The sequence below is a fragment of the Streptomyces sp. NPDC001744 genome (assembly GCF_042892575.1).
Taxonomy (GTDB): Bacteria; Actinomycetota; Actinomycetes; order Streptomycetales; family Streptomycetaceae; genus Streptomyces.
The window spans coordinates 99184-120283 of sequence record NZ_JBIAUG010000017.1; the positions used below are offsets into that span (position 1 = coordinate 99184).

At 74.1% G+C, this 21100-nt stretch carries 21 protein-coding genes; 8 read left to right on the forward strand and 13 right to left on the reverse strand.

Annotated features, from left to right (window positions below):
- Positions 1-82: 82 nt before the first annotated feature.
- Positions 83-583, forward strand: coding sequence for a winged helix-turn-helix transcriptional regulator (locus tag ACFYZY_RS20745; RefSeq protein ID WP_388696096.1), 501 nt, complete (start codon positions 83-85; stop codon positions 581-583).
- 18 nt (positions 584-601) lie between these two features.
- Here ACFYZY_RS20745 and ACFYZY_RS20750 read toward each other — a convergent pair whose 3' ends face one another.
- A complete protein-coding gene (locus tag ACFYZY_RS20750; protein WP_388696098.1) occupies positions 602-1285 on the reverse strand; it encodes an ABC transporter ATP-binding protein in 684 nt (227 codons plus the stop codon).
- Between the two features lie 70 nt (positions 1286-1355).
- Entirely contained in the window at positions 1356-2435 is a 1080-nt protein-coding gene (locus tag ACFYZY_RS20755) for an ABC transporter permease (protein ID WP_388696100.1), read from the reverse strand.
- A gap of 112 nt (positions 2436-2547) precedes the next feature.
- Between ACFYZY_RS20755 and ACFYZY_RS20760 the strand changes: the two genes are divergently transcribed.
- Together ACFYZY_RS20760 and ACFYZY_RS20765 are read left to right on the forward strand one after the other, a co-directional pair.
- On the forward strand, positions 2548-3786 hold the full coding sequence (locus ACFYZY_RS20760; protein ID WP_388696103.1) for a sensor histidine kinase: 1239 nt from the start codon (positions 2548-2550) through the stop codon (positions 3784-3786).
- On the forward strand, positions 3783-4409 hold the full coding sequence (locus tag ACFYZY_RS20765) for a response regulator (RefSeq protein ID WP_388696106.1): 627 nt from the start codon (positions 3783-3785) through the stop codon (positions 4407-4409). Before ACFYZY_RS20760 ends, ACFYZY_RS20765 begins: the two co-directional genes overlap by 4 nt.
- Positions 4410-4522: 113 nt before the next feature.
- On the opposite strand, the gene ACFYZY_RS20770 is transcribed toward ACFYZY_RS20765, so the two are convergent.
- Entirely contained in the window at positions 4523-4849 is a 327-nt protein-coding gene (locus tag ACFYZY_RS20770) for a DUF5955 family protein (protein WP_388696108.1), read from the reverse strand.
- Positions 4850-5043: 194 nt separating this feature from the next.
- Between ACFYZY_RS20770 and ACFYZY_RS20775 the strand changes: the two genes are divergently transcribed.
- Together ACFYZY_RS20775 and aceB are read left to right on the forward strand one after the other, a co-directional pair.
- Positions 5044-5682 (forward strand): NTP transferase domain-containing protein, encoded by a 639-nt coding sequence (locus tag ACFYZY_RS20775; RefSeq protein ID WP_388696110.1) that lies wholly within the window; start codon positions 5044-5046, stop codon positions 5680-5682.
- A gap of 240 nt (positions 5683-5922) precedes the next feature.
- Positions 5923-7554, forward strand: a complete 1632-nt coding sequence (aceB, locus tag ACFYZY_RS20780) for a malate synthase A (protein WP_388696113.1) — start codon at positions 5923-5925, stop codon at positions 7552-7554.
- An 85-nt stretch (positions 7555-7639) separates the two neighbouring features.
- On the opposite strand, the gene ACFYZY_RS20785 is transcribed toward aceB, so the two are convergent.
- Together ACFYZY_RS20785 and ACFYZY_RS20790 are read right to left on the reverse strand one after the other, a co-directional pair.
- Positions 7640-9436 (reverse strand): hypothetical protein, encoded by a 1797-nt coding sequence (locus tag ACFYZY_RS20785; RefSeq protein ID WP_388696115.1) that lies wholly within the window; start codon positions 9434-9436, stop codon positions 7640-7642.
- 152 nt (positions 9437-9588) lie between these two features.
- Entirely contained in the window at positions 9589-10560 is a 972-nt protein-coding gene (locus tag ACFYZY_RS20790; RefSeq protein WP_388696117.1) for a fibronectin type III domain-containing protein, read from the reverse strand.
- Positions 10561-10773: 213 nt separating this feature from the next.
- Here ACFYZY_RS20790 and ACFYZY_RS20795 point away from each other — a divergent pair, with 213 nt between their 5' ends.
- Positions 10774-11394 carry a hypothetical protein gene (locus ACFYZY_RS20795; protein WP_388696119.1) on the forward strand — a complete coding sequence of 207 codons (621 nt, stop codon included), beginning with the start codon at positions 10774-10776 and terminating at the stop codon, positions 11392-11394.
- Between the two features lie 184 nt (positions 11395-11578).
- On the opposite strand, the gene ACFYZY_RS20800 is transcribed toward ACFYZY_RS20795, so the two are convergent.
- The 8 genes from ACFYZY_RS20800 to ACFYZY_RS20835 all read right to left on the reverse strand — a co-directional run bounded on the left by ACFYZY_RS20800 (position 11579) and on the right by ACFYZY_RS20835 (position 19068).
- Positions 11579-12928, reverse strand: coding sequence for a nucleobase:cation symporter-2 family protein (locus tag ACFYZY_RS20800; protein WP_388696252.1), 1350 nt, complete (start codon positions 12926-12928; stop codon positions 11579-11581).
- Positions 12929-13367: 439 nt separating this feature from the next.
- On the reverse strand, positions 13368-14759 hold the full coding sequence (locus ACFYZY_RS20805; protein WP_388696121.1) for an 8-oxoguanine deaminase: 1392 nt from the start codon (positions 14757-14759) through the stop codon (positions 13368-13370).
- Positions 14760-14867: 108 nt separating this feature from the next.
- Positions 14868-16271, reverse strand: coding sequence for a nucleobase:cation symporter-2 family protein (locus ACFYZY_RS20810; RefSeq protein ID WP_388696123.1), 1404 nt, complete (start codon positions 16269-16271; stop codon positions 14868-14870).
- Positions 16272-16342: 71 nt separating this feature from the next.
- On the reverse strand, positions 16343-17290 hold the full coding sequence (gene pucL, locus ACFYZY_RS20815; protein ID WP_388696126.1) for a factor-independent urate hydroxylase: 948 nt from the start codon (positions 17288-17290) through the stop codon (positions 16343-16345).
- 5 nt (positions 17291-17295) lie between these two features.
- Positions 17296-17703: a hydroxyisourate hydrolase gene (uraH, locus tag ACFYZY_RS20820; protein WP_388696129.1), complete on the reverse strand. Its 408-nt coding sequence runs from the start codon at positions 17701-17703 to the stop codon at positions 17296-17298.
- On the reverse strand, positions 17700-18215 hold the full coding sequence (gene uraD, locus ACFYZY_RS20825) for a 2-oxo-4-hydroxy-4-carboxy-5-ureidoimidazoline decarboxylase (RefSeq protein WP_388696131.1): 516 nt from the start codon (positions 18213-18215) through the stop codon (positions 17700-17702). The genes uraH and uraD overlap by 4 nt, the downstream gene beginning before the upstream one ends.
- A gap of 155 nt (positions 18216-18370) precedes the next feature.
- Entirely contained in the window at positions 18371-18709 is a 339-nt protein-coding gene (locus ACFYZY_RS20830) for a helix-turn-helix domain-containing protein (RefSeq protein ID WP_388696254.1), read from the reverse strand.
- A 44-nt stretch (positions 18710-18753) separates the two neighbouring features.
- A complete protein-coding gene (locus ACFYZY_RS20835) occupies positions 18754-19068 on the reverse strand; it encodes a thiamine-binding protein (RefSeq protein WP_388696257.1) in 315 nt (104 codons plus the stop codon).
- 142 nt (positions 19069-19210) lie between these two features.
- On the opposite strand from ACFYZY_RS20835, the gene ACFYZY_RS20840 reads away from it, so the two are divergent.
- Entirely contained in the window at positions 19211-20062 is an 852-nt protein-coding gene (locus tag ACFYZY_RS20840; protein WP_388696133.1) for a TIM barrel protein, read from the forward strand.
- A gap of 59 nt (positions 20063-20121) precedes the next feature.
- Positions 20122-21039 carry a 2-hydroxy-3-oxopropionate reductase gene (locus tag ACFYZY_RS20845; RefSeq protein ID WP_388696136.1) on the forward strand — a complete coding sequence of 306 codons (918 nt, stop codon included), beginning with the start codon at positions 20122-20124 and terminating at the stop codon, positions 21037-21039.
- The last annotated feature ends 61 nt before the right edge of the window (positions 21040-21100 follow it).

Consider the following 21100-nt stretch of genomic DNA (forward strand, 5'->3'; position numbering starts at 1 on the left):
ACCACGATGACCGTAGCCGTACGAGGTAGCATGTTGCAACCAGATCGCGAGGCAGCCGGAAGGCGCCGGGAGAGGAGGGCGGATGGTCGCCCGTACCCGTTTCGACGACGCCCCCTGTCCCGTCGCCAGGTCGGTGGACGCCATCGGGGACCGGTGGGCGCTGCTGATCGTCCGGGACGCCTTCGACGGCAGCCGGCGCTTCGGCGAGTTCCGGCGGAGCCTCGGCATCGCCAAGAACATCCTGGCCGCCCGGCTGCGGTCCCTGGAAGAGGCCGGGGTACTGCGCGGCACGCCCGCGCCGGACGGCGCCCCCCACCACGAGTACGTCCTCACGGAACGGGGCCGGGCGCTGTTCCCGGTGATCGTGGCCCTGCGCCAGTGGGGCGAGGAGGAGTGCTTCGCCCCCGGCGAGCCCCGGTCCCGCCTGCTGGACCGCCGTACCGGCCGGCCGCTGCGCCCCCTGGAGGTGCGGGCGGCGGACGGCCGGGCGGTGGAACCGGCGGACACGGTGGTGGAAAAGGCAGAAAAGAGAGAAAAGGGGGAGAAGGGAGAGAGGGCGGAGGACGCGACGGGGAACGGGTGACGGGCCCGGGGCCCGGCCTCAGCCCGTCGCCACCGGCTCCGTGAGCCGTCCGTCCCGGACCGCGACCGTGCGGTCCGCCCGGGACAGGTGGGCGCGGTCGTGGGTGACCAGGACCGTCGCCGTGCCCCGTTCCGCCGTGAGGCGGGTGAGCAGGTCCATGACCGCCGCCCCCCGCTCGTGGTCGAGCGCGCTGGTGGGTTCGTCCACGAGCAGGACGGACGGCTCGTTCATCAGCGCCCGCGCGATGTTGACGCGCTGCCGCTGACCGCCCGACAGCTGGTGCGGCCGGCGGCCGGCCAGGTCCGCGAGGCCGACCGCGTCGAGCAGTTCCAGGGCCCTCCCCCGTGCCGCCTTCGGGGCGCGTCCGGACAGGTGCGCCATCACCTGCACCTGCTCCGCCGCGCTCAGCGACGGCAGCAGGTTGGGCTGCTGGAAGACGATCCCGATGTGCTCGCGCCGCAGCTCCGCCCGGGCGGCCGGGGTGAGCGCCCCCGTGTCCGTACCGGCGACGGCGACCCGCCCCCGGTCCGGGGCGACGAGGGTGGCGGCGACCGCGAGCAGGCTGGACTTGCCGGATCCGGACGGGCCGACGACCGCCGTGAGCGTGCCCGCGGGGACGGTGAGGGAGACGGCGTCGAGGGCGGTCAGCCGGCCGTCGCCGTCGGGGTAGGTGAGGGTGACGTCGTCGAGGACGAGGCTCATCGGGCGCTCCGGAGGACGAGGGGGAGGGCGGGGCGGTTCGGGGCGCTCCGGGGGGCGGCGGGAAGGTGGCTCACCGTGCGCTCCCGAGGGCGGTGAGGGGATCGACGGCGGTGATCCGCCGGACGGACAGGGCGGCGCCGAGCGCACCGAGCACGACGATGACGGCGGCCGGTCCGAGGACGGTGAGCGGCTCCAGGACGAAGGGCACGTTCCCCCCGCCGATCAGTGCGCCGATGCCGACCGCGAGCGCGGTCCCGAGGAGGGTGCCGGCGGTGAGCATGAGGACGGCCTGCCCGAGGGCGTCCTTGAGGAGGTACGGGGTGGAGGCGCCGAGCGCCTTGAGGACGGCGACGTCACCGGCGCGCTGGATGGTCCAGACGGTGAAGAAGGCTCCCACGACGAGTGCGGAGATGACGAAGAGGAAGCCGCGCATGAGCTGGAGGGAGCCGTTCTCCGCCTGGTAGGACCCTATGGCGGTGAGGGCGTCGTCGAGGGTCCGTGCCTCCGTGCCGACGGCCTCGTCGCCGGCCGCCCAGTCGGTCCCGTCTCCCCCGCTCAGGGCGATGACGGTGGCCTGCTCGCGCTCTCCGGGGCCGCCGTGCCCGAGCTTCCGCCAGTCGCCGAGGGAGGTCCACACCACGGGGGTGTGGCTGTACGAGGCGTCCCCGGAGACGGCCGCGACGGCGACCTCCAGGGGGCCGAGCCGTACGGTGCCGCCGGCGCCCACGCCCAGCTCCCGCGCCGCCGACTCCGACAGGACCGCCTTCCCTGCGGCGACCAGTCCGGGCGCGAGCCCGGAACCCGGCTCCGCGCCGAAGGCGGAGACGGCGGCGGTGCGGTCGCCCGCGACGGCGTTCAGGGTGCGGATGCCGAGCGGCGCCGCGCCCGTCACCCCGGGCCGCTCCGCCCAGGCCCGCCACTGCTCCTCCGTCACCGTCGAACGGGTGAAGGAGGCCGGCTGCCCGGCCGGCGACGCCGCGAAGGCCAGCCGGTCGGCGGGCAGGCCGGTGATCGCGGAGACGTTCTCCCGCGCGAGTCCGGCGGTCAGCCCGGACAACAGTCCCACGAGCAGGGTGATCAGCACGATCACCGTGCCCATGAGGGTGAAACGCCCCTTGGCGAATCTCAGGTCTCTCCATGCCACGAACATGCCGACCAGAGTGGTCCGCGCACCCCCGCGCGGGCATCGCGCCACGGATGGCTCCGCAATCAAACTTTCGGTTGAGCCCGGACCGTCGCCCGCTGTCTACGCTGGAGGGGTCATGGATCCCCACCCCTCCCTCCACCCCGCCCCGCGCCCCCTCACCCCCGCCCCGTTCGTGCTGCGCCTCTGCCTGCACCTGCTCATGGCGGGTCTGCTCGTCCTGGCGGCGGTGCGGGCGCACTCGGCGGCCGGGACGGTGGCGGCGGCGGTGACCGGGGCGGTCTACGCGGCGGGACCGCGCCTGCCGGCGGTGCGCGGCTCCCGGCGGGCGGCCGCCGGCTGGCTGGGGGTCCTGGGGGCGTCCTGGCTGGCGATGCTCTGTCTGACGCCCGAGGCGCTCTGGGTGGCCTTCCCGCTCTACTTCCTCCAGCTGCACCTGCTGCCCGTCCGCTGGTCGCTGCCCGCGGTGGCGGTGACGGCGGGCGCGGCGATCCTCTCGTACGTGGGGCACGGCGCCGCGCTCAACCCCGGGGTCTTCATCGGGCCGCTGCTCGGTGCGGCGGTCGCGGTGGCGACGGTCCTCGGTTACCAGGCCCTCTACCGGGAGAGCGAGCGGCGGCGCCGGCTGATCGAGGAACTGATCGCGACGCGGGCGGAGCTGGCGGCGGCGGAGCGGCACGCGGGGACGCTGGCCGAGCGGGAACGGATCGCCCGGGAGATCCACGACACGCTCGCGCAGGGCCTGTCCTCGATCCAGCTGTTGCTGCGGGCGGCCGAGCGGGCGCTGCCGCCGGACTCCCCGGCCGCCGGGCACATCGACCGGGCGCGCCGGGCGGCGCAGGACAACCTGGCGGAGGCGCGGCGCTTCGTGCGGGCGCTGTCGCCCTCGGACCTGGAGCACGGTTCCCTGGCGGCGGCCCTGGAACGGCTGTGCGAGCCCGGGGCGGGCTCCGGTCCGTACGGGCCGGGGGCGGGGCCGCGGGTCCGGTTCTCGGTGAGCGGGACGCCGGTGGAGCTGCCGACGCCGTACGAGGTGGCGCTGCTGCGGATCGCGCAGTCGGCGCTCGCGAACACGGTCCGGCACGCCTCGGCCTCGCGGGCGGAGATCACCCTGTCGTTCATGGGCGCGTCGGTGACGCTGGACGTGGTGGACGACGGGCGGGGCTTCGATCCCGGCTCCGTGCGCCCCTCGTCCGAGGGCGGCTTCGGGCTTCCCGCGATGCGTTCGCGGGCGGAGTCGCTGGGCGGCGCGTTCACCGTCGAGTCCGCGCCCGGCCAGGGCACCGCCGTCGCCGTCTCGCTGCCCCTTCCCGCCGGAGGCCCCGGAGCCTCCGCTCCCGCCGGAGGTTCCGCATGACCGTCCGTCTGCTGCTCGCCGACGACCACCCGGTGGTACGGGCGGGTCTGCGCGCCGTCCTCGACACCGAACCGGACTTCACGGTCGTCGCGGAGGCCGCCACCGCCGAGCGCGCGGTGGAGCTGGCCGCCGCCGGGGGCGTCGACGTGGTCCTCATGGACCTGCAGTTCGGTTCGGGGGCGCACGGTTCGGAGGCGACGGCGGCGATCACGGCGGCGCCGGACGGGCCGAAGGTGCTGGTCCTGACGACGTACGACTCGGACGCGGACATCCTGGCGGCGGTGGAGGCGGGCGCCTGCGGCTACCTCCTGAAGGACGCGCCCCCGGAGGAGCTGGCGGCGGCGGTCCGGACGGCGGCGGCCGGACAGTCGGCCCTCGCGCCGGCGGTCGCGCACCGGCTGATGGACCGGATGCGGACCCCGGCGGAGGCGTTGACCAAGCGTGAGCTGGAGGTGCTCCGGCTGGTTGGCGAGGGGTTGTCGAACCAGCAGATCAGCAAGGCGCTGTTCCTGAGCCAGGCGACGGTGAAGTCCCACCTGGTCCACGTCTTCGCGAAGCTGGGCGTGGACTCCCGCACGGCGGCGGTGGCGGCGGCGACGGCACGGCGCCTGATCCGGCGGTAGGGGGCGGACCGCGGCCGGCGGGCGGCCCCGGGCCCCGGCCGGCCGTCGGCCCGGACCTCCGTCCGGCCGGTCCCCCGCCTCCGCCCCGGGTCCCGGGCCCTCCTGACGGCCTTTCAGTCCGTGGTGTTCCGCTCCGGCGGCGGGCCGAAGAGTTCGACGGCCCGGCGGACCCCCGCGAGGCCGTCCGCGAGCGCGCTGACGGAGCCGACGCAGCCCGCGACGATCAGCAGGGAGCGGCGCAGCCGCCGTACCTCCGGAGCACCGGCGAGCGCCATGGCGTCGAGCGCGGCGAGTTCCCCCTCGGCGATCTCACGGTCGGCGAAATCGGCGCGGTGCGCGGCCAGTTCACGTCGGAGCCGAGAGACCGCGCACCGCAGTTCGGCCACCCTGGGGTCCACGACCTCGCCGCCCACTCGCCTCTGCCCCACGCTTCGCAACATGGTTCTCCCCCTCGCACGACACTGTGCGCAGAACTCCACACCGGGAACACTCCGAACGCTCAGGACCGGCCCGCGGAAAGGCGGCCGGGCGCCGCGAGTCGGGCCAGTAAACTCCTTCGCCACCCTCCGCGCCACCCCCCGCAAGGCTGATTCGGGCACCCGTGCCGTCACCCCCGACGGGGTAGGCAGTTCCCATGACGACCGCAGACTATCGAACAAGCGATCGATTTACTGACCGTTCCGCCGGGGTGGCCGGACTCCTGCTCGCCGCCGGGGGCGGGCGCCGGCTCGGGGGCCGCCCCAAGGCGCTCCTCACCCACCGGGGACGCCCCCTGGTCGAGCACGCGGCGGGGGTGCTGCGGGCGGCCGGGTGCGAGGTGGTGCACGTGGTGCTGGGGGCGGCGGCCGACGCCGTGCGGGAGCGGGCCGACCTGCCCGGATGCGTCCTGGTGGAGAACCCGGGATGGGCGGAGGGGATGGGCTCCTCGCTCCGGGCCGGGCTCGCGTCGCTCGCCGCCGATCCGCGCGGGGTGGACGCGGCGCTCGTCCTCCTCGTCGACCAGCCGGGGATCGGGGCGGAGGCGGCGGCCCGGGTCCGGGCGGCCTACGCGTCGCGGGACTCGCTGGCGGCGGCCTCGTACGGGGGGCGGCGGGGCCACCCGGTGCTGCTCGGCGCCGGGCACTGGGCGGGCGTCGCGGAGGCGGCGGCGGGCGACCGGGGCGCACGGGACTACCTGGCGGCGCGCGGGGACGCGGTCACGCCGGTGGAATGCTCCGACGCGGCCGATCCCCACGACGTCGACACCGAGGCGGATCTGGCGCGCCTGGAGTGAGGCCGGGACGGGCGGGTGCCCGGCACCGGGCGCCACGTTCTGTCGATCCGGAGAATCTCGACATCAACAAACGATTGAACTTCCACCATGAGGAAACTAGTATCCACTGTTCAGAAGCGCCTGCTACCCCAGAGGGCGCTCGCGGCCGCATCCCGGCTCCGGCGGCACTCCGTGCCGTCCCGTGACGCCCGGCGGCCGCATGGCACCGCCCGCGAAGTCCGCTGAAGGAAGTGACAGTTCATGTCCGCACCAGCGCCGTCCCCCCTGGTCGTCGTCGATGCCGAGCCCCTGCCGCGCCAGGAGGAGGTGCTCACCGAGGCCGCCCTGGCCTTCGTCGCCGAACTGCACCGGCGGTTCACCCCGCGCCGGGACGAACTCCTCGCCCGCCGGGCGGAGCGCCGCGCCGAGATCGCCCGCACCTCCACCCTGGACTTCCTGCCGGAGACCGCCGCGATCCGCGCCGACGACTCCTGGAAGGTCGCGCCGGCCCCGGCGGCCCTGAACGACCGCCGGGTCGAGATCACCGGCCCGACCGACCGCAAGATGACGATCAACGCGCTCAACTCCGGCGCGCGGGTCTGGCTCGCCGACTTCGAGGACGCTTCGGCGCCGACCTGGGAGAACGTCGTCCTGGGCCAGCTCAACCTGATCGACGCGTACACCCGGAACATCGACTTCACGGACCCGCGCTCGGGCAAGTCGTACGCCCTCAAGCCCGCCGACGAGCTGGCCACGGTCGTCATGCGGCCGCGCGGCTGGCACCTGGAGGAGCGTCACCTCACCTTCGACGGACGCCCGGTGCCGGGCGCGCTGGTCGACTTCGGCCTCTACTTCTTCCACAACGCGCGGCGGCTGATCGACCTCGGCAAGGGCCCGTACTTCTACCTGCCCAAGACGGAGTCGCACCTGGAGGCCCGCCTCTGGAACGAGGTCTTCGTCTTCGCCCAGGACTACGTCGGCATCCCGCGGGGCACCGTCCGCGCCACCGTCCTCATCGAGACCATCACGGCCGCGTACGAGATGGAGGAGATCCTCTACGAGCTGCGCGACCACGCCTCCGGCCTGAACGCGGGCCGCTGGGACTACCTCTTCTCCATCGTCAAGAACTTCCGTGACGGCGGCGCCAGGTTCGTCCTGCCGGACCGCAACGCGGTCACGATGACGGCCCCGTTCATGCGCGCGTACACCGAACTCCTGGTGCGCACCTGCCACAAGCGCGGCGCGCACGCGATCGGCGGCATGGCGGCCTTCATCCCGTCCCGCAAGGACGCCGAGGTCAACAAGGTCGCGTTCGAGAAGGTCAAGGCCGACAAGGACCGCGAGGCCGGCGACGGCTTCGACGGCTCCTGGGTCGCCCACCCCGACCTGGTGCCGATCGCGATGGCCTCCTTCGACGCCGTCCTCGGCGAGAAGCCGCACCAGAAGGACCGCCTCCGCGAGGACGTGTCCGTCGCCGCCGGCGACCTGATCGCGATCGACTCCCTCGACGCGAAGCCCACCTACGACGGCCTGCGCAACGCCGTCCAGGTCGGCATCCGCTACATCGAGGCGTGGCTGCGCGGCCTCGGCGCCGTCGCCATCTTCAACCTGATGGAGGACGCGGCCACGGCCGAGATCTCCCGCTCCCAGATCTGGCAGTGGATCAACGCCGGCGTCGAATTCGAGCACGCCGGGGAAACGGTGAAGGCCACCCCCGAGCTGGCCCGCGAGGTCGCCGCCGCGGAACTGGCCGCCGTCCGGGCCGAGATCGGCGAGGAGGCCTTCGCGGCCGGCAGGTGGCAGCAGGCGCACGACCTGCTCCTGCGCGTCTCTCTCGACGCGGACTACGCGGACTTCCTGACGCTCCCCGCGTACGAGCAGCTGACCGGCTGACCCCGGCCCCCGGCCCGCACGACGCCTTCCGCCCCCGGTGAACGCACGGCTCCGGGGGCGGAGGCGTGCCCGGGGGCGGGCGGCCTCACGGGAGGACGACGCCGAGCGGCCCCAGGACCCGCGCGGTCTCATGGCGGTCCGCCCCGGTCATCGTGCGGACCAGGGCGGCGGAGCCGCCGGGCCAGGTGGCCGCGGCCCGGTCGAAGGCGGCGCGGCGGGACTCCAGGGGGCCCCGCTTGGCGGGAAGCGAGTCGAGGAGGCACAGCGCCCGCGCCGAGGCGGGCACCCGGAGCGGATCGGCCTCCTCGCCCCGGGCCTCCAGCGCCCGCAGGACGTACGCGCCGAGCACCGGGTCGCCGAGGGCGGCGCGCAGCGCGTCCGGCGGGGCGGCGGAGGTGTCCAGGACGGTGAACAGCCTCCGGACGGCGGCCGCTTCGGAGGTGCCGGCGTGGACGGTGCCGAGCGCGTCGAGGAGTTCGGTCCAGGCGCGGGCGGTGTTCACGCGCGCCCGGAGCCAGGCGGTGAGCACGCGCGCGGCGGCGGACGCGGGCCAGGCCCCGGCGGCGGCGACCAGGACGGGCGCGGACCAGGCGGCGGCCTCGGCGGCGTCGGGCGCGGCGACTCCGCGCACACGGAGGAGGTAGCGCAGGGTGCCCGCGCCGCGCGGGGTGAGCCCGAAGGCGTCACCGGCGCGGAAGACCAGACCGGTGGCGGCGAGCCGGTCGAGGACGGCGGCCAGGTCCCGGGCGGGTCCTTCGAGCCGGGCCCGTTCGGCCTCGTCCGGCTCCGGCGTGCCGAGCAGCCGGACCAGCTCCGGCACGGGCGGGACGGCGTACGCGCCGGGGGCGCCGGAAGCGCCGTCCGGCACCGGCACGGGCAGGTCCTCCAGGGCCGGATCGACGTTCCGGTCCTCGTACTCGGCGGCCTTGCGGGCGACGGACTCCGCGGAGCAGCCGCGCCGGTAGACCACGTACAGCAGGTGCGGGGCCTCTCCCCCGTACGGCTCGAACTCCTCCTCCGCCAGCTCCTCGACGGCGGCGAGGAGGACGTCCGCGTCGGCCTCGACGGGCCCCGGCTCGACGGCGGGCGGCGGGGGCACGGGGACGCCGGGGTCCCCGTGGTGGTCGAGGTGTTCGTCGAGGAGGGCGTCGGCCAGGTCGAGGTGGGGGAAGGCGCCGGGTCCGGGCGCGTAGTGCGCGTACGGTCCGGCGAGCTGTTCGGCGAGCCCGGCGGCGGTCCACCGGTCCTGGAGCGCGGCGGCCACCCGGCCGATGCCGGCCGCGACGGCGTGGTCGGTGAGCAGCGGACCGGCGGGCGGGGGCGCCTCGGCGTCCCGTACGTACGCGCGCGTGAGCGCCTCGGTGAGCAGGGCGTCCGCGAGGGCGGTCCGGCCCATGAGACCGGCCCGGTGCACGCCGTCGGGGAGGGGGGCGCCGTCGAGGGCGGGGAGCCTGCGCCGCACGTCCTCGGGGTCGGTGAGGTCGGCGCCGCAGGTCCGCAGCAGGGAGGCGTACCAGCGGTGCCAGGTGAGGTTCCCGGGGTCGCTCATGGCCCGTTCGAAGTCGGGCACGGCCTCCGCGACCGCTCCGGCGATCCGTTCGGCGCACTCCTGGTCGAAGCGGGCGGCGAGCGCCCCGAGCACGGCGGGGCAGAGCGCCAGGTCGCCGGGCGGCAGGTACACGAACGCCGGCAGGTCCTCCACGAGGAGCCTACGCGCCAGCGCGGGCGTCGGCTCGGGCACGCCCGTCCCCCGGTCGGCCCCCCGGAGCGCGAGGAGCCCGAACACCGCCTCGGCGGCACGCGCGAACGCGGGGTCGCGGCGCTCGGGCGCTTCGTCGAGGAAGCCGTCGAGCCCGGTGTTGGTGAGAACGGTCTCGGCCACGCCTACCAGGGTAGTTCGGGGCGGCCGGTTCCGGGCGGCAAGGACCGGGGGGCAGGTGTGTCGCGGGGGCGGGAGGCGGGACTCCTGGGGGGAGATGTGCGGGGCGGACGGCCGGGCCGGAGCGGGGTTCGGAACGGGGGCCGGGGCGGGGGTCAGCGCACCACCACCGTCCTCGGTGCCGAGAAGTCGCCCCAGGTGCCGTCCGGGAGCCGGGCGCGGAGGGTGACGGTGTGGCGGGTGCCCGGGGGGTCGGTGACCGGGAAGGTGTAGGTGGCGCGGCCCGTGGGCGGTTCGGTGCCCCAGACGATGGTGGTGGCGAAGCGGCCGTCGAGGTGCAGTTCGTGGTGGGTGACCGGGGCGCCGGTCCTCGGCGGGGTCCAGGTGAGGGTGATCTCGCCGCCCTTCGCGGCGGTGGCGGTGAGGCCGGTGGGGGCCGTGTTGGGGGGTGCGCCCGGCGCGGGGGCGGTGGTGAGGTCGACCGTGCCGCTGTCCGGGGAGGAGTTCTCGGCGGCGTCGCGGGCCCGGACGGTGAACGCGTAGGCGGTGCCCGGGCGCAGACCGGTGACACGGGCACCGGTGGCGGTGCCCGGGACGGTGTGGATGCGGACGCCCGCCTGGTGGACGTCGTACGCGGTGACTCCGGTGTCGTCCCGGGCCGGGGTCCAGCGGAGGGTGGCCGCGCGGCTGCCGTCGGGGGCGGCGCGGAGGTCCTTCGGGGCGGTGGGGGGCGTGTGGTCCCGGGTGGAGGCGGGGAGGGTGGTCGCGGCGGCGGTGGCGCTGGGGAGGGAGACGTTGCCGGCGGCGTCGCGGGCGCGGACGGCGAAGCGGTGGGGGGTGGCCGGGGCGAGTCCGGTGACGTCGGTCATGAGGGTGGTGGCGGGGAGGTCCTTGACCTTGCGGCCCTCGCGGTAGACCTCGTAGCCGGTGACGGCGCGGTCGTCGGTGGCCGCGCTCCACATGACGTGGACGGTGCTCGCGCTGCCCGCCGTGGCGGTGACGCCGGTGGGCGCGGCGGGGGGCCGGACGTCCCCGGGCTCGGGTCCGGCGGTGGAGCAGGCGGCGAGGACGAGCGCGAGGAGCGGTCCCAGGGCTGCCGAAAGCCTTGGGGGGAGCGGGCGTTGCACGGGCGGGCCTCCGTCCGTCGGAAAGGTCCAGACCTATATCGCACAGGCGGGGCGGCCCCGACAAGGGGGCGCCGTGAAGTGGAGTGTCGGGGGTGCCGCCGACGACCCTCCGCCGGGGGGAGCGCCGGTGGCGGGCTCGGTCGGCGGAGGCGTTGTCAGTGGGGTGCGCTTCACTGGGATCGTCACTCTGCGTAGTCGATTTCTGGGGGGATCATGACGGACCGTACGACCTACGTGGCACTCGCCGGGGTGCGCCGGCGCGGCTGGACCGACGCGATGGTGCGGGACCTGCTCGGCGCGCCCGACGTACAGGGGCGCGATCCGCGCCGCTGGTCCCTCGCGCCGGTGCGCCTCTATCTGCTCGCCCGGGTGGAGGCCGTGGAGCGGACGCCCGAGTTCGCCGGGGCCTCGGCGCTCTCACGGGCCCGCTCCTCCGCCACCGGGGCGTACGCCGCACGGCGGCGGGCCGCCGTCCTGGCCGCGATCCGCGCGGAGCCGATCGAGGTGCCCCGCCTCCCCCTCCCCGAGCTGGAGCGGCGCGCGGTGCTCCACCGGCACGCGCTGGGGGCCCGGAGTCCGGGGCCGGGGCCGGGGAGGGAGGCGGGAGCGGCGCCGGGCCGGGGCGGGCCGCCCGCCGGGGCGCTCGCGCGGTGGCAGGTGAGCTACCTGCGGCACGCCCTCTCGCGGTACGAGGCGCTGCTCGACGGGCTGTACGGCGAGACCGGCCGCGGTGAGGCCGAACGGCTGCTGCGCGGGCGGCTGTACGAGGCGATCGCCGCCGCCTACCCGTCGCTGGCCCGGGAGTGCCGGCGGCGGACGGCGGTGGAGGGGTGAGCGCGCGGGCGCCGGATGCCGGTCGCCGGGGGCGGTCCGGGCCGGACGGGGTGCGCCGGGCCCCGGCGGCGGGCACCGCTCCCCCGGCCGGCCCCGGCGCGCTCCGGCCCCGGGCCCCGCGGCGGGCGCGGGGGCCGGGGCGGGCGCGGGGGCCGGGGCGGCCGGGCGGGGCGGGGGAGCGGGGTCAGTGGACGTGCGCCGCCTTCGCGGCGCGGCTGCCGGAGATCTCCTCGCCGGGCTCCATCGGGGCGGTGACCTCGTCGTCGTTCTGGCGCCGTCCCAGGTGGTTGAAGACCACGTTGAGCAGGACGGCGGCGACACAGCCGGTCGAGATGCCCGAGTCCAGGATGATCCGCGCGGTCTCCGGGAAGGAGTGGTAGAAGCCGGGCTCGGTGATCGGGATGATGCCGACGGCCAGGGAGACGGCCACGATCAGCACGTTGTTGTCCTTCTCCAGACCGGCCTTGACGAGGGTCTGGATGCCGCTGGCGGCGACCGAGCCGAAGAGGACGACACCCGCGCCGCCGAGGACCGGCCGGGGGACGATCGAGATGAGCGAGGCGGCGACCGGCGAGAGGCCCATCAGGACCAGGAAGCCGCCGCCGCAGGCGACGACGAAGCGGCTGCGGATGCGGGTCATGGCGACCAGGCCGATGTTCTGGGCGAAGGCGCTGCACATGAAGCCGTTGAAGAGGGGGCTGAGCGCGGAGCCGAGGGTGTCGGCGCGCAGTCCGGCGGCGATGGTCTTCTCGTCGGCGGGCCGCTCGACGATCTCACCGAGCGCCAGCATGTCGGCGGTCGACTCGGTCATGGAGACCAGCATGACCACGCACATGGAGACGATCGCGGCGAGGGCGAACTGCGGGGCGCCGAAGTGGAACGGCGACGGGAAGCCGACGATGTCCGCCTCGGTCACCGGGGAGAAGTCGGTGACGCCGAACGGTACGGCGATGAGGGTGCCGGCGACGAGGCCGAGCAGGACGGCGATCTGCTTGAGGAAGCCGCGGGTGAAGCGGCGCAGGAGCAGGACGACGACGAGGGTGATGCCGGCGAGGGAGAGGAAGGTGGCCGAACCGTAGTCCGCCGCCTTGGGGTTGGGTCCTTGGGCCCAGCCGAACGCCACCGGGAGGAGGGAGACGCCTATGAGGGTGATGACGGTGCCGGTGACGACCGGGGGGAAGAACCGCACCAGCCGGGAGAACCAGGGGGCGGCGAGGAAGCCGAGGAGTCCGGCGACGATGATCGCGCCGAAGATCACGGGAAGCGCGTCGGTCTTGTTCCCGGTCGTGTCGATGATCGCGAGCATCGGGGCGACGCCGGCGAAGGTGACGCCGTTGACGAACGGGAGGCGGGCGCCGATCTTCCAGACGCCGAGGGTCTGCAGGAAGGTGGCGAGCCCCGCGGTGAAGAGGCTGGCACCGGTGAGGAAGGTGAGTTCGGTGCCGGAGAGGCCGACGGCCGCTCCGACGATCAGGGGCGGGGCGACGACGCCCGCGTACATGGCGGCCACGTGCTGGAGGCCGCTGGTGAGCATCTTCAGTGGGGGGAGCGTCTCGTCGACGGGATGCCTCTCGCGGGCGTCGGGGGCGGAGCCTGCTTCTTGTGCCTTGCGAACCTGGGGCGTGGCGGCCACGGCGGTTCCTCCGGTCGGGTGCACGTCGGCGGTGACGTGGGTGTCAGGGAGGTGGTGCGAGGAGGTGCGGGGAGGTGCGGTGCGGTGTGCGGGAGGTGCGGCCCGCCCGTCGCGCGCGGGATGTCCGGCGGACGGTGCTTCGCGGGGTGGAGCGGTGCCGCCGCGGGAGGAGCGGCGCGCGGACGGGTGCCCGGTGGGGGTGCGGGCACGGCTCACCGTCCCGGGAGGTGCCGTACGTCTTCCGCGTACGGCACCTCCCGGTCGGGCTGCCGCGGACCCGTGCGGGTCCGCGGCGACCGGCCGGGGGCCGTCCCCCCTCGGCCGGACTCCGTGGGGAGGGTCAGGGCCGGGCCGCGACGCGGGCCAGGCGCCGTGCCTCCGTGCGCGCTTCGCGCGCGACGGCGTCCTCGTCGACCGTGAGCAGCCGGCCGTTCTCGACGATCTGCCTGCCGTTGACGAAGGAGGCGGTGACCGGGGCGGCCGCACCGAGGACGAGGGCGGCGACCGGGTCGGCGATCGTGGAGTGGCCGAGGCCGTCGATCCTCCAGAGGACGAAGTCGGCGAGCTTGCCCGCCTCCAGGGAGCCGGTGTCGTCGGCGCGGCCGAGGACCCGCGCGCCGCCGTGGGTGCCGAGGCGCAGGGCCTGGCGGGCGCTCAGCGCGGCCTCGCGGTGGACGCCGAGCCGGTTGACGAGAAGCGCGTTGCGCAGCTCCGTGTGGAGCTCGCCGGACTCGTTGGAGGCGGTGCCGTCGACGCCGAGGCCGACGGGGACGCCCGCCGCGAGCATGTCCGGTACGCGGGCGATGCCGGCGGCGAGGCGCGCGTTGGAGGAGGGGCAGTGGGCCACGCCCGTCCTCGTGCGGGCGAAGGCGGCGATGTCGGAGTCGTTCATGTGGACGCAGTGCGCCATCCACACGTCCTCGCCGAGGAAGCCCGTGGACTCGAAGTAGTCCGTCGGCCCCATGCCGAACAGTTCGTGGCAGAACTTCTCCTCCTCCGCGGTCTCCGAGCCGTGGGTGTGCAGGCGCACGCCCAGGCGGCGGGCGAGCGCGGCGCTCTCGCGGAGCAGTTCGGTGGAGACCGAGAAGGGGGAGCAGGGGGCGACGGCGACCTGGACCATCGCGTCGGGCGAGGCGTCGTGGTGGCGCTTCACCGTCTCCTCGGTGGCGGCGAGCGCGCCCTCGGTGGTCTCGACGGCGAAGTCCGGCGGCAGGCCGCCGTCCTTCTCGCCGCGGTCCATGGAACCGCGGGCCAGGGTGAGGCGGACGCCCGTCTCGGCGGCGGCGCCGATGACGGCGCCGGAGAGGTCGCCGGAGCCCACCGGGTGGATGTAGTGGTGGTCCGCGGCGGTGGTGACGCCGCCCCGGGCCATCATCGCCAGCGAGCCCCGGGCGGCGGCGCGCACCATCCGCTCGTCGATCCGTGCCCAGGCCGGATAGAGCGCGACCAGCCAGTCGAAGAGGTTGTGGTCGGTCGCGAGGCCCCGGGTGATCCACTGGTAGAAGTGGTGGTGGGTGTTGACCAGGCCGGGTGTGACGAGGTGGCCGGCGGCGTCGATCCGCCGGACCACGTTCGCCAGGTCACCGGGGGCGCTGCCGGGGCCGACGGACTCGATCCTGTTGCCCGCGACGACGAGGTGCCCGGAGGCGTACCCGGTGTCGTCCGCGTCGACGGTCGCGATCGCCGCGTTCTCGACGACGATCCGCTGGGGAGCTGTCGAAGGTGCTGCCATGACGGTGCCTCCTTCATTCCTCGGGAGTGGGGCGGGCGCGGCGGGGCCCGGGGTGTGCGCCGGAAGCGGCGTCGTCCGTCCCTGGGGGCGGGACTTTCCGGACACGCCCTAGGAGGATTCGAGTGCCGGGGCCGTGCGGCTCCGGGCGCCGAGGTGGTGGAAGAACAGGTTGAGCAGGACCGCGACGAGCGCGCCCGCGCTGATGCCGGAGCCGAGGACGGTCTGCGCCCAGGCCGGGAAGTCGGCGTAGAAGGTGGGCGCGGCGAGCGGGATGATGCCCGCTCCGAGCGCGACGGCCACCAGGATGATGTTGGAGCTGTCGTCGAGTCCGGCCTCCGACAGGGTGCGGATGCCGCTGACGGCGATCGAGCCGAAGAGGACGATGCCGGCGCCGCCGAGGACGGGCATCGGGACCGTGGAGACGACCGCGCCGAGGACGGGGAAGGCGCCGAGGACCAGGAGGGCGCCGCCGGCGACGGCGACCACGTACCGGGAGCGGACCCGGGTCAGCGAGACGACGCCGACGTTCTGGGCGAAGGCCGAGGTCGGGAAGCCGCCGAAGACGGGGCCGAGGAGGGTGGCGATGCCGTCGGTGCGCAGGCCCCGGGTGATGGTCCGGCCGTCGCTGCGCCGTTCGCAGATCTCGCCGAGGGCGAGCATGCCGGCGCTGGACTCCGTCATCAGGACCAGCATCACGATGCACAGGGAGAGGATCGCGGCGGGCTGGAACTCGGGGGCGCCGAAGGCGAAGGGGGTGGGCAGGGCCGCGACGGGCGCCTCGCGCAGGGCCGTGAAGTCGGCCATGCCGAAGGGGATCGCGGCGAGGGTGCCGACGAAGAGGCCGAGCAGCAGGGCGATCTGCTTGACGAAGCCCTTGCCGAAGCGCTGGAAGAGCAGGATGACGACGAGGGTGAAGGCGGCCAGTGCCAGGTACTTCATGGCGCCGAAGTCGGCGGCGAGCCGGTCGCCCCCCTGCGCCCAGCCGACGGGCACGGGCATCAGGGTGACCCCGATGAGGGTGATGACGACGCCGGTGACGAGCGGCGGGAAGAAGCGCAGGAGTCTGCCGAAGAAGGGGCCGACGGCGAGGCAGAACACTCCGGCGACCATCACCGCCCCGTAGATGGAGGGGAGTTGGTCTCCGGGGGCGCTGGTCTCGGCGATGGCGAGCATCGGGGCGATGCCCGCGGACGAGGCGGCGTTGACGAACGGGAGCCGGTTGCCGGCGAAGCGTCCGAGGCCGAGGGTCTGCAGGATGGTCGCGCATCCCGCGATGAGGAGGCTGGCCGCGATGAGCCGGGTCATGCCGGCCGCGTCCAGGCCGACGGCCTGGCCGATGATGAGCGGAGGGGTGACGACGCCGGCGTACATGGCGGCGATGTGCTGGAGTGCCGCGGGGACGAGCCGCGAGGTGGGGAGCTTCTCGTCCACCGGGTGGCAGTCTGCCGGGGTGGACGGCGGGGTGGAACACGGGCCTTCGGCGGGTGCCGGCCCCATTGCGGGCTGTGCCATGGGATTCCCTCCGGTCCGGTGCGGCCCCCGCCCGGCTGCGGGCGGGCGGGGGCCGGTCACTCGGATGCCGCTTAGAGGTTGGTCATGTCGACCGGGATCTGCGCCGTGGCTCCGTCCCGCAGGACGGTGGCCTCGATGAGGCCGTACATGCGGTCGGCGGCGTAGTAGACCTCGTTGTCGTTCTTCAGGCCGAAGGGTTCGAGGTCGACCAGGAAGTGGTGCTTGTTCGGGAGCGAGAAGCGGACTTCGTCGATCTCCGAGCGGTGGTTGATGATCCGGGCGGCCATCTGGTAGAGCGTCTGCTGGAGGGAGTACGAGTAGGTCTCCGCGAACGCCTCCAGCATGTGCTTCCTGGTCTGCTCGTAGGACCGCTCCCAGTGGGGCATGCGCTGGTCGTCGTCGGTCCAGTTGAAGCGCCAGCGGCCGGACACCTGGGTGGCCAGGATGCGGTCGTACGCCTCCTGCAGCGTCGTGTACTCGTCCTTGATGTAGCCCCAGAACTCCGAGTTGGTGGAGTTCATGACGACGAGGTCCTTGAGGCCGGAGATGACCTCCCACTTCTCGCCGTCGTAGGTGATCTGGGTGACGCGGGTCTCCTGGCCCTTGCGGGCGAAGGAGTGGTTGACCTCGTCGGCGCCGATGAACCGGGAGTTGGCGTCGGAGGAGGCGATGCGCTCCCAGGCGTACTCCTCGATCCGGATGCGGGCCTGCTTGATCGGCTCCTGGCTCGTCACGAAGTGGCGGGCGAGGTGGATGCCGAACTGCTCGGCGGACTCGATGCCGTACTCCTTGGCGAACGCGAAGACGGTGTTCTTCGTCGTGTCGGTGGGGAGGCAGTGGGCGTTGGAGCCGGTGAGGTGGACGTCGCTGAGGTCGCCGGAGAGGGCGACGGAGACGTTCAGGTCCTTGATGTGGTGGGTGGCGCCGTCCCGCGTGATCTTGACGACGCGGTTCTCCGCTTTGCCGTACTGGTTCTGGCCGAGGATCACAGGGTGGGCAGGGCGGGAAAGGGGTGTCATGTCTGCTAGCTCCCTCGGTAAACGGAGTAGCCGAACGGGTTGAGCAGCAGCGGTACGTGGTAGTGCTCGCCCGGGACGACGGCGAACGTGATCGCCACCTCCGGGAAGAACGCACCGGTCGTACCGCTGTCCCGATTCGCGGGGGCGTCCTGCTGCGCCTCGGCTTGCTTGTTCTGCTTGCTCAGGAAGTACGCCTCGGTCTCGAAGTCGAGGCGCACGTGGGTGGTTCCCTCCGGCAGGGCCGGCAGGTCCTTGCAGCGCCCGTCCGCGTCGGTGGCGGAGCCGCCGAGCGCGACCCATTCCGCGCCGGAGCCGGCGCGGGCCGCGAGCGTGACGGCGACGCCCCCGGCGGGACGGCCGCGGCTGGTGTCCAGGATGTGGGTGGACACCGAGGCGGTGGTGTCGGTGCTCATGCGGTGTTCTCTTCCTCTACGAGACGGGCCAGCCGGATGCGGTTGATCCTGCCCAGTTCGGTGCGGACGGTCTCCCGCTCCTCCTCGGGCGAGTGGGCGATCCGCTCGCGGGCCGCGTCGCGCATCTGCTCACCGGTCCTGCCGGTGGCGCAGATGAGGAAGACGTGACCGAACTTCTCCTGGTAGGCCAGGTTGAGTTCGAGCATCTCGGCCCTGAGTTCCTCGGAGGCGCCGGCCATCCCGCTCTGTTCGCGGGAGGAGGTCGGGTCCCCGGCCTTCGGACGACCGATCGGCGGGTGCCCCGCCATCGCCTCGGCCAGGTCCTCGGCGGTCAGCTCGGCCGTGGCGGCGTCGCTGGCGAGGAAGAGGGCTTCGGCGGTGGTGTACGGGCGCCGGGCGAGGATCTTGCTCCCCCACGCCGAGCTGGAGCACACCTCGTGGAGCGCGGCGACGGCCTCGCTGTCCGCCGAGGTGTTGAACCGGGCGAGGCCCGGTGTCGTACCTGAAGTCACGGGAAGCCTCCGTGGCTGTTTTTCGCTGTGCGTCGGACGGGCTGCGGATAGCTAACGCCCTCCGCAACACGACGTCAACACTTTGTTGAAAAGTTGGTCACGCAAAAGCCGTCGCCCCGACATCCGGACGACGGCTTGCGGTCACGCGGGGCCAACTAGTCGTTCTCGACGGCCTTTTCCCTGTTCAGAGCGGTCTCCCGGTTCAGGTAGTTGTAGACGGTGAAGCGGCTGACGCCGAGCGCGCCCGCCACCGTCTCCACCCCGTGGCGCACGGAGAAGGCGCCGCGCGCCTCCAGGGCGCGGACGACCTCCTGCTTGGACTTGCGGTCGAGCTCCGACAGCGCCGTCCCGTACCGCCGCTCCATCGCCGCCAGGATGTGGTCCAGGGACTCCGACAGCTGCGGGAGGCGCACGGCGAGCACGTCCTCCCCCTCCCAGGACAGGACCACGTCGTCGGCCCCGGCCCGCCCGGGGTCGAGCAGTTCGGCGCCCATGGCGTCCACCAGGGGCTTCACCGCGGCGACCAGAGGGTGTTCGTTCACTTCTCGCCCCCCTCGGCGGCGGTGCCGCCCCCGGTCGCGCCGTGCCCGGCGGCGCCCTCCCCGGCCCCGTCCCGCCCGATCACGTTGACCTGGAGCGAGACGCGGGTGGCGCCGGCCGCGAGCGATTCGCGGAGCAGCGCGCCGACGGCGGTGAGCACCGCGTCCGCGCCGCCCTCCGCCGTGTTGCCGAAGGGGCCGACGTCGACCGCGTCGAGGCCGGCCGACTGGATGACCTCACGGGCCACGACCGCGTGCGCCGGGGCCTCGTCGAGGTCGAAGGGCTCGGTCGTGAACTCCACTTTCAAACGCACCATGTCCCCACGCTACGGCCCTTCCCCGGCCCGGCGGGAGCCCCGGACCTGCGGGGACCCCTTGACAAGCACGCCGCCCACCTTGCAGCATTCCGTCAGACAGAAACTTACTTCCGCGATACGGAAGGAGCGCCCACCCCTCATGACCCGCTTCCCAGAAGACGCCGTCACGGACCAGCGCTTCGATGTGAACCTGTCGATCCTCTTCACGGAACTCCCGCTCCTGGAGCGCCCCGCGGCCGCCGCCGCGGCGGGCTTCACCGCGGTCGAGCTGTGGTGGCCCTGGATCGACACCGCCACCCCCCGGCAGAGCGAGCTCGACGCCCTCAAGAAGGCCCTCGACGACGCCGGAACCCGGCTGGTGGGCCTGAACTTCTACGCCGGACGGCTCCCCGGCCCGGACCGCGGGGCCCTCTCCGTGCCCGGGGAGGAGTCGGACCGCTTCCGCGCCAACATCGACGTGGCCGCCGACTTCGCCGCCTCGGTCGGCTGCGGGGCGCTCAACGCGCTCTACGGCAACCGCGTCGAGGGCGTGGACCCGGAGGTCCAGGACGCCCTCGCCCTGGAGAACCTGGTCCTGGCCGCCCGGGCCGCCGACCGCGTCGGCGCGATCCTCCTGATCGAGGCCCTCAACGCGCCGGAGTCGCCGCTCTACCCGCTGGTGAGCGCCCCCGCCGCGATCGAGGTCGTGGACAAGGTCAACGCGGCCACCGGCCTCGGCAACGCCAAGTTCCTGCTCGACGTCTACCACCTGTCGATGAACGGCGAGGACGTGAGCGAGGTCATCGCGCGGTACGCGGACAGGACCGGCCACGTGCAGATCGCGGACAACCCGGGCCGCGGCGCGCCGGGCACCGGCGACCTGCCCCTGGAGCGGCTCCTCGACGAGCTGAGGAAGGCCGGCTACGACGGCTGGGTCGGCCTGGAGTACAAGGCCGCCGACGCCGCCGCGTCCTTCGCGTGGCTTCCGGCCGAGGCCCGCGCGGCCCGCTGACCGGCCGACCCGCGCCCCCTCCCCCGCACCACCAGAGTTTCCCGAGAGGCATCCTCACCATGAGCAGCAACCTCACCGATTCCCCCCGGCCCGCCCGCCCCGCGATCGCCTGGATCGGCCTCGGCATCATGGGCTCCCCCATGTCCGAGAACCTCCTCAAGGCCGGCTACCGGGTCACCGGCTTCACCCTGGAGCAGGACAAGCTGGACCGCCTCGCCGCGGCCGGCGGCACCGCCGCGGGCTCGATCGCCGAGGCCGTCGAGGACGCCGACGTGGTCATCACGATGGTGCCCGCCTCCCCTCAGGTCGAGGCGATCGCCTACGGCCCCGACGGCATCCTGGAGAACGCGAAGCGGGGTGCGCTGCTCGTCGACATGTCGTCGATCACCCCGCAGACCTCGGTCGACCTCGCCAAGAACGCCGCGGAGAAGGGGCTACGCGTCCTCGACGCCCCGGTCTCCGGCGGCGAGGCCGGCGCCGTCGAGGCCGTACTCTCGATCATGGTCGGCGGCGAGCGGGCCGACTTCGACGAGGCCCTGCCGATCCTGGAGGCCCTCGGCAGGACGATCGTGCTGTGCGGGCCGCACGGCTCCGGCCAGACGGTGAAGGCCGCCAACCAGCTCATCGTGGCGGTCAACATCCAGGCGTGCGCCGAGGCCGTGGTGTTCCTGGAGAAGTCCGGCGTGGACCTGGGCGCCGCCCTCGACGTCCTCAACGGCGGTCTGGCCGGCTCGACCGTGCTGACCCGCAAGAAGGACAACTTCCTGAACCGGGACTTCAAGCCGGGCTTCCGGATCGACCTGCACCACAAGGACATGGGCATCGTCACCGACGCCGCCCGCAACGTCGGCGCCGCCCTCCCGGTCGGCGCGGTCGTCGCCCAGCTCGTCGCCTCCCTGCGCGAGCAGGGCGACGGCGGCCTGGACCACTCGGCCCTGCTCCGCGCCGTCGAGCGCCTCTCCGGCCGGCAGGTCTGATCCCCCGCCCCGCTCCCGGGGCCCCCGATTTCCGGCCGGCGGCGGTGCCGACACTTGTCCT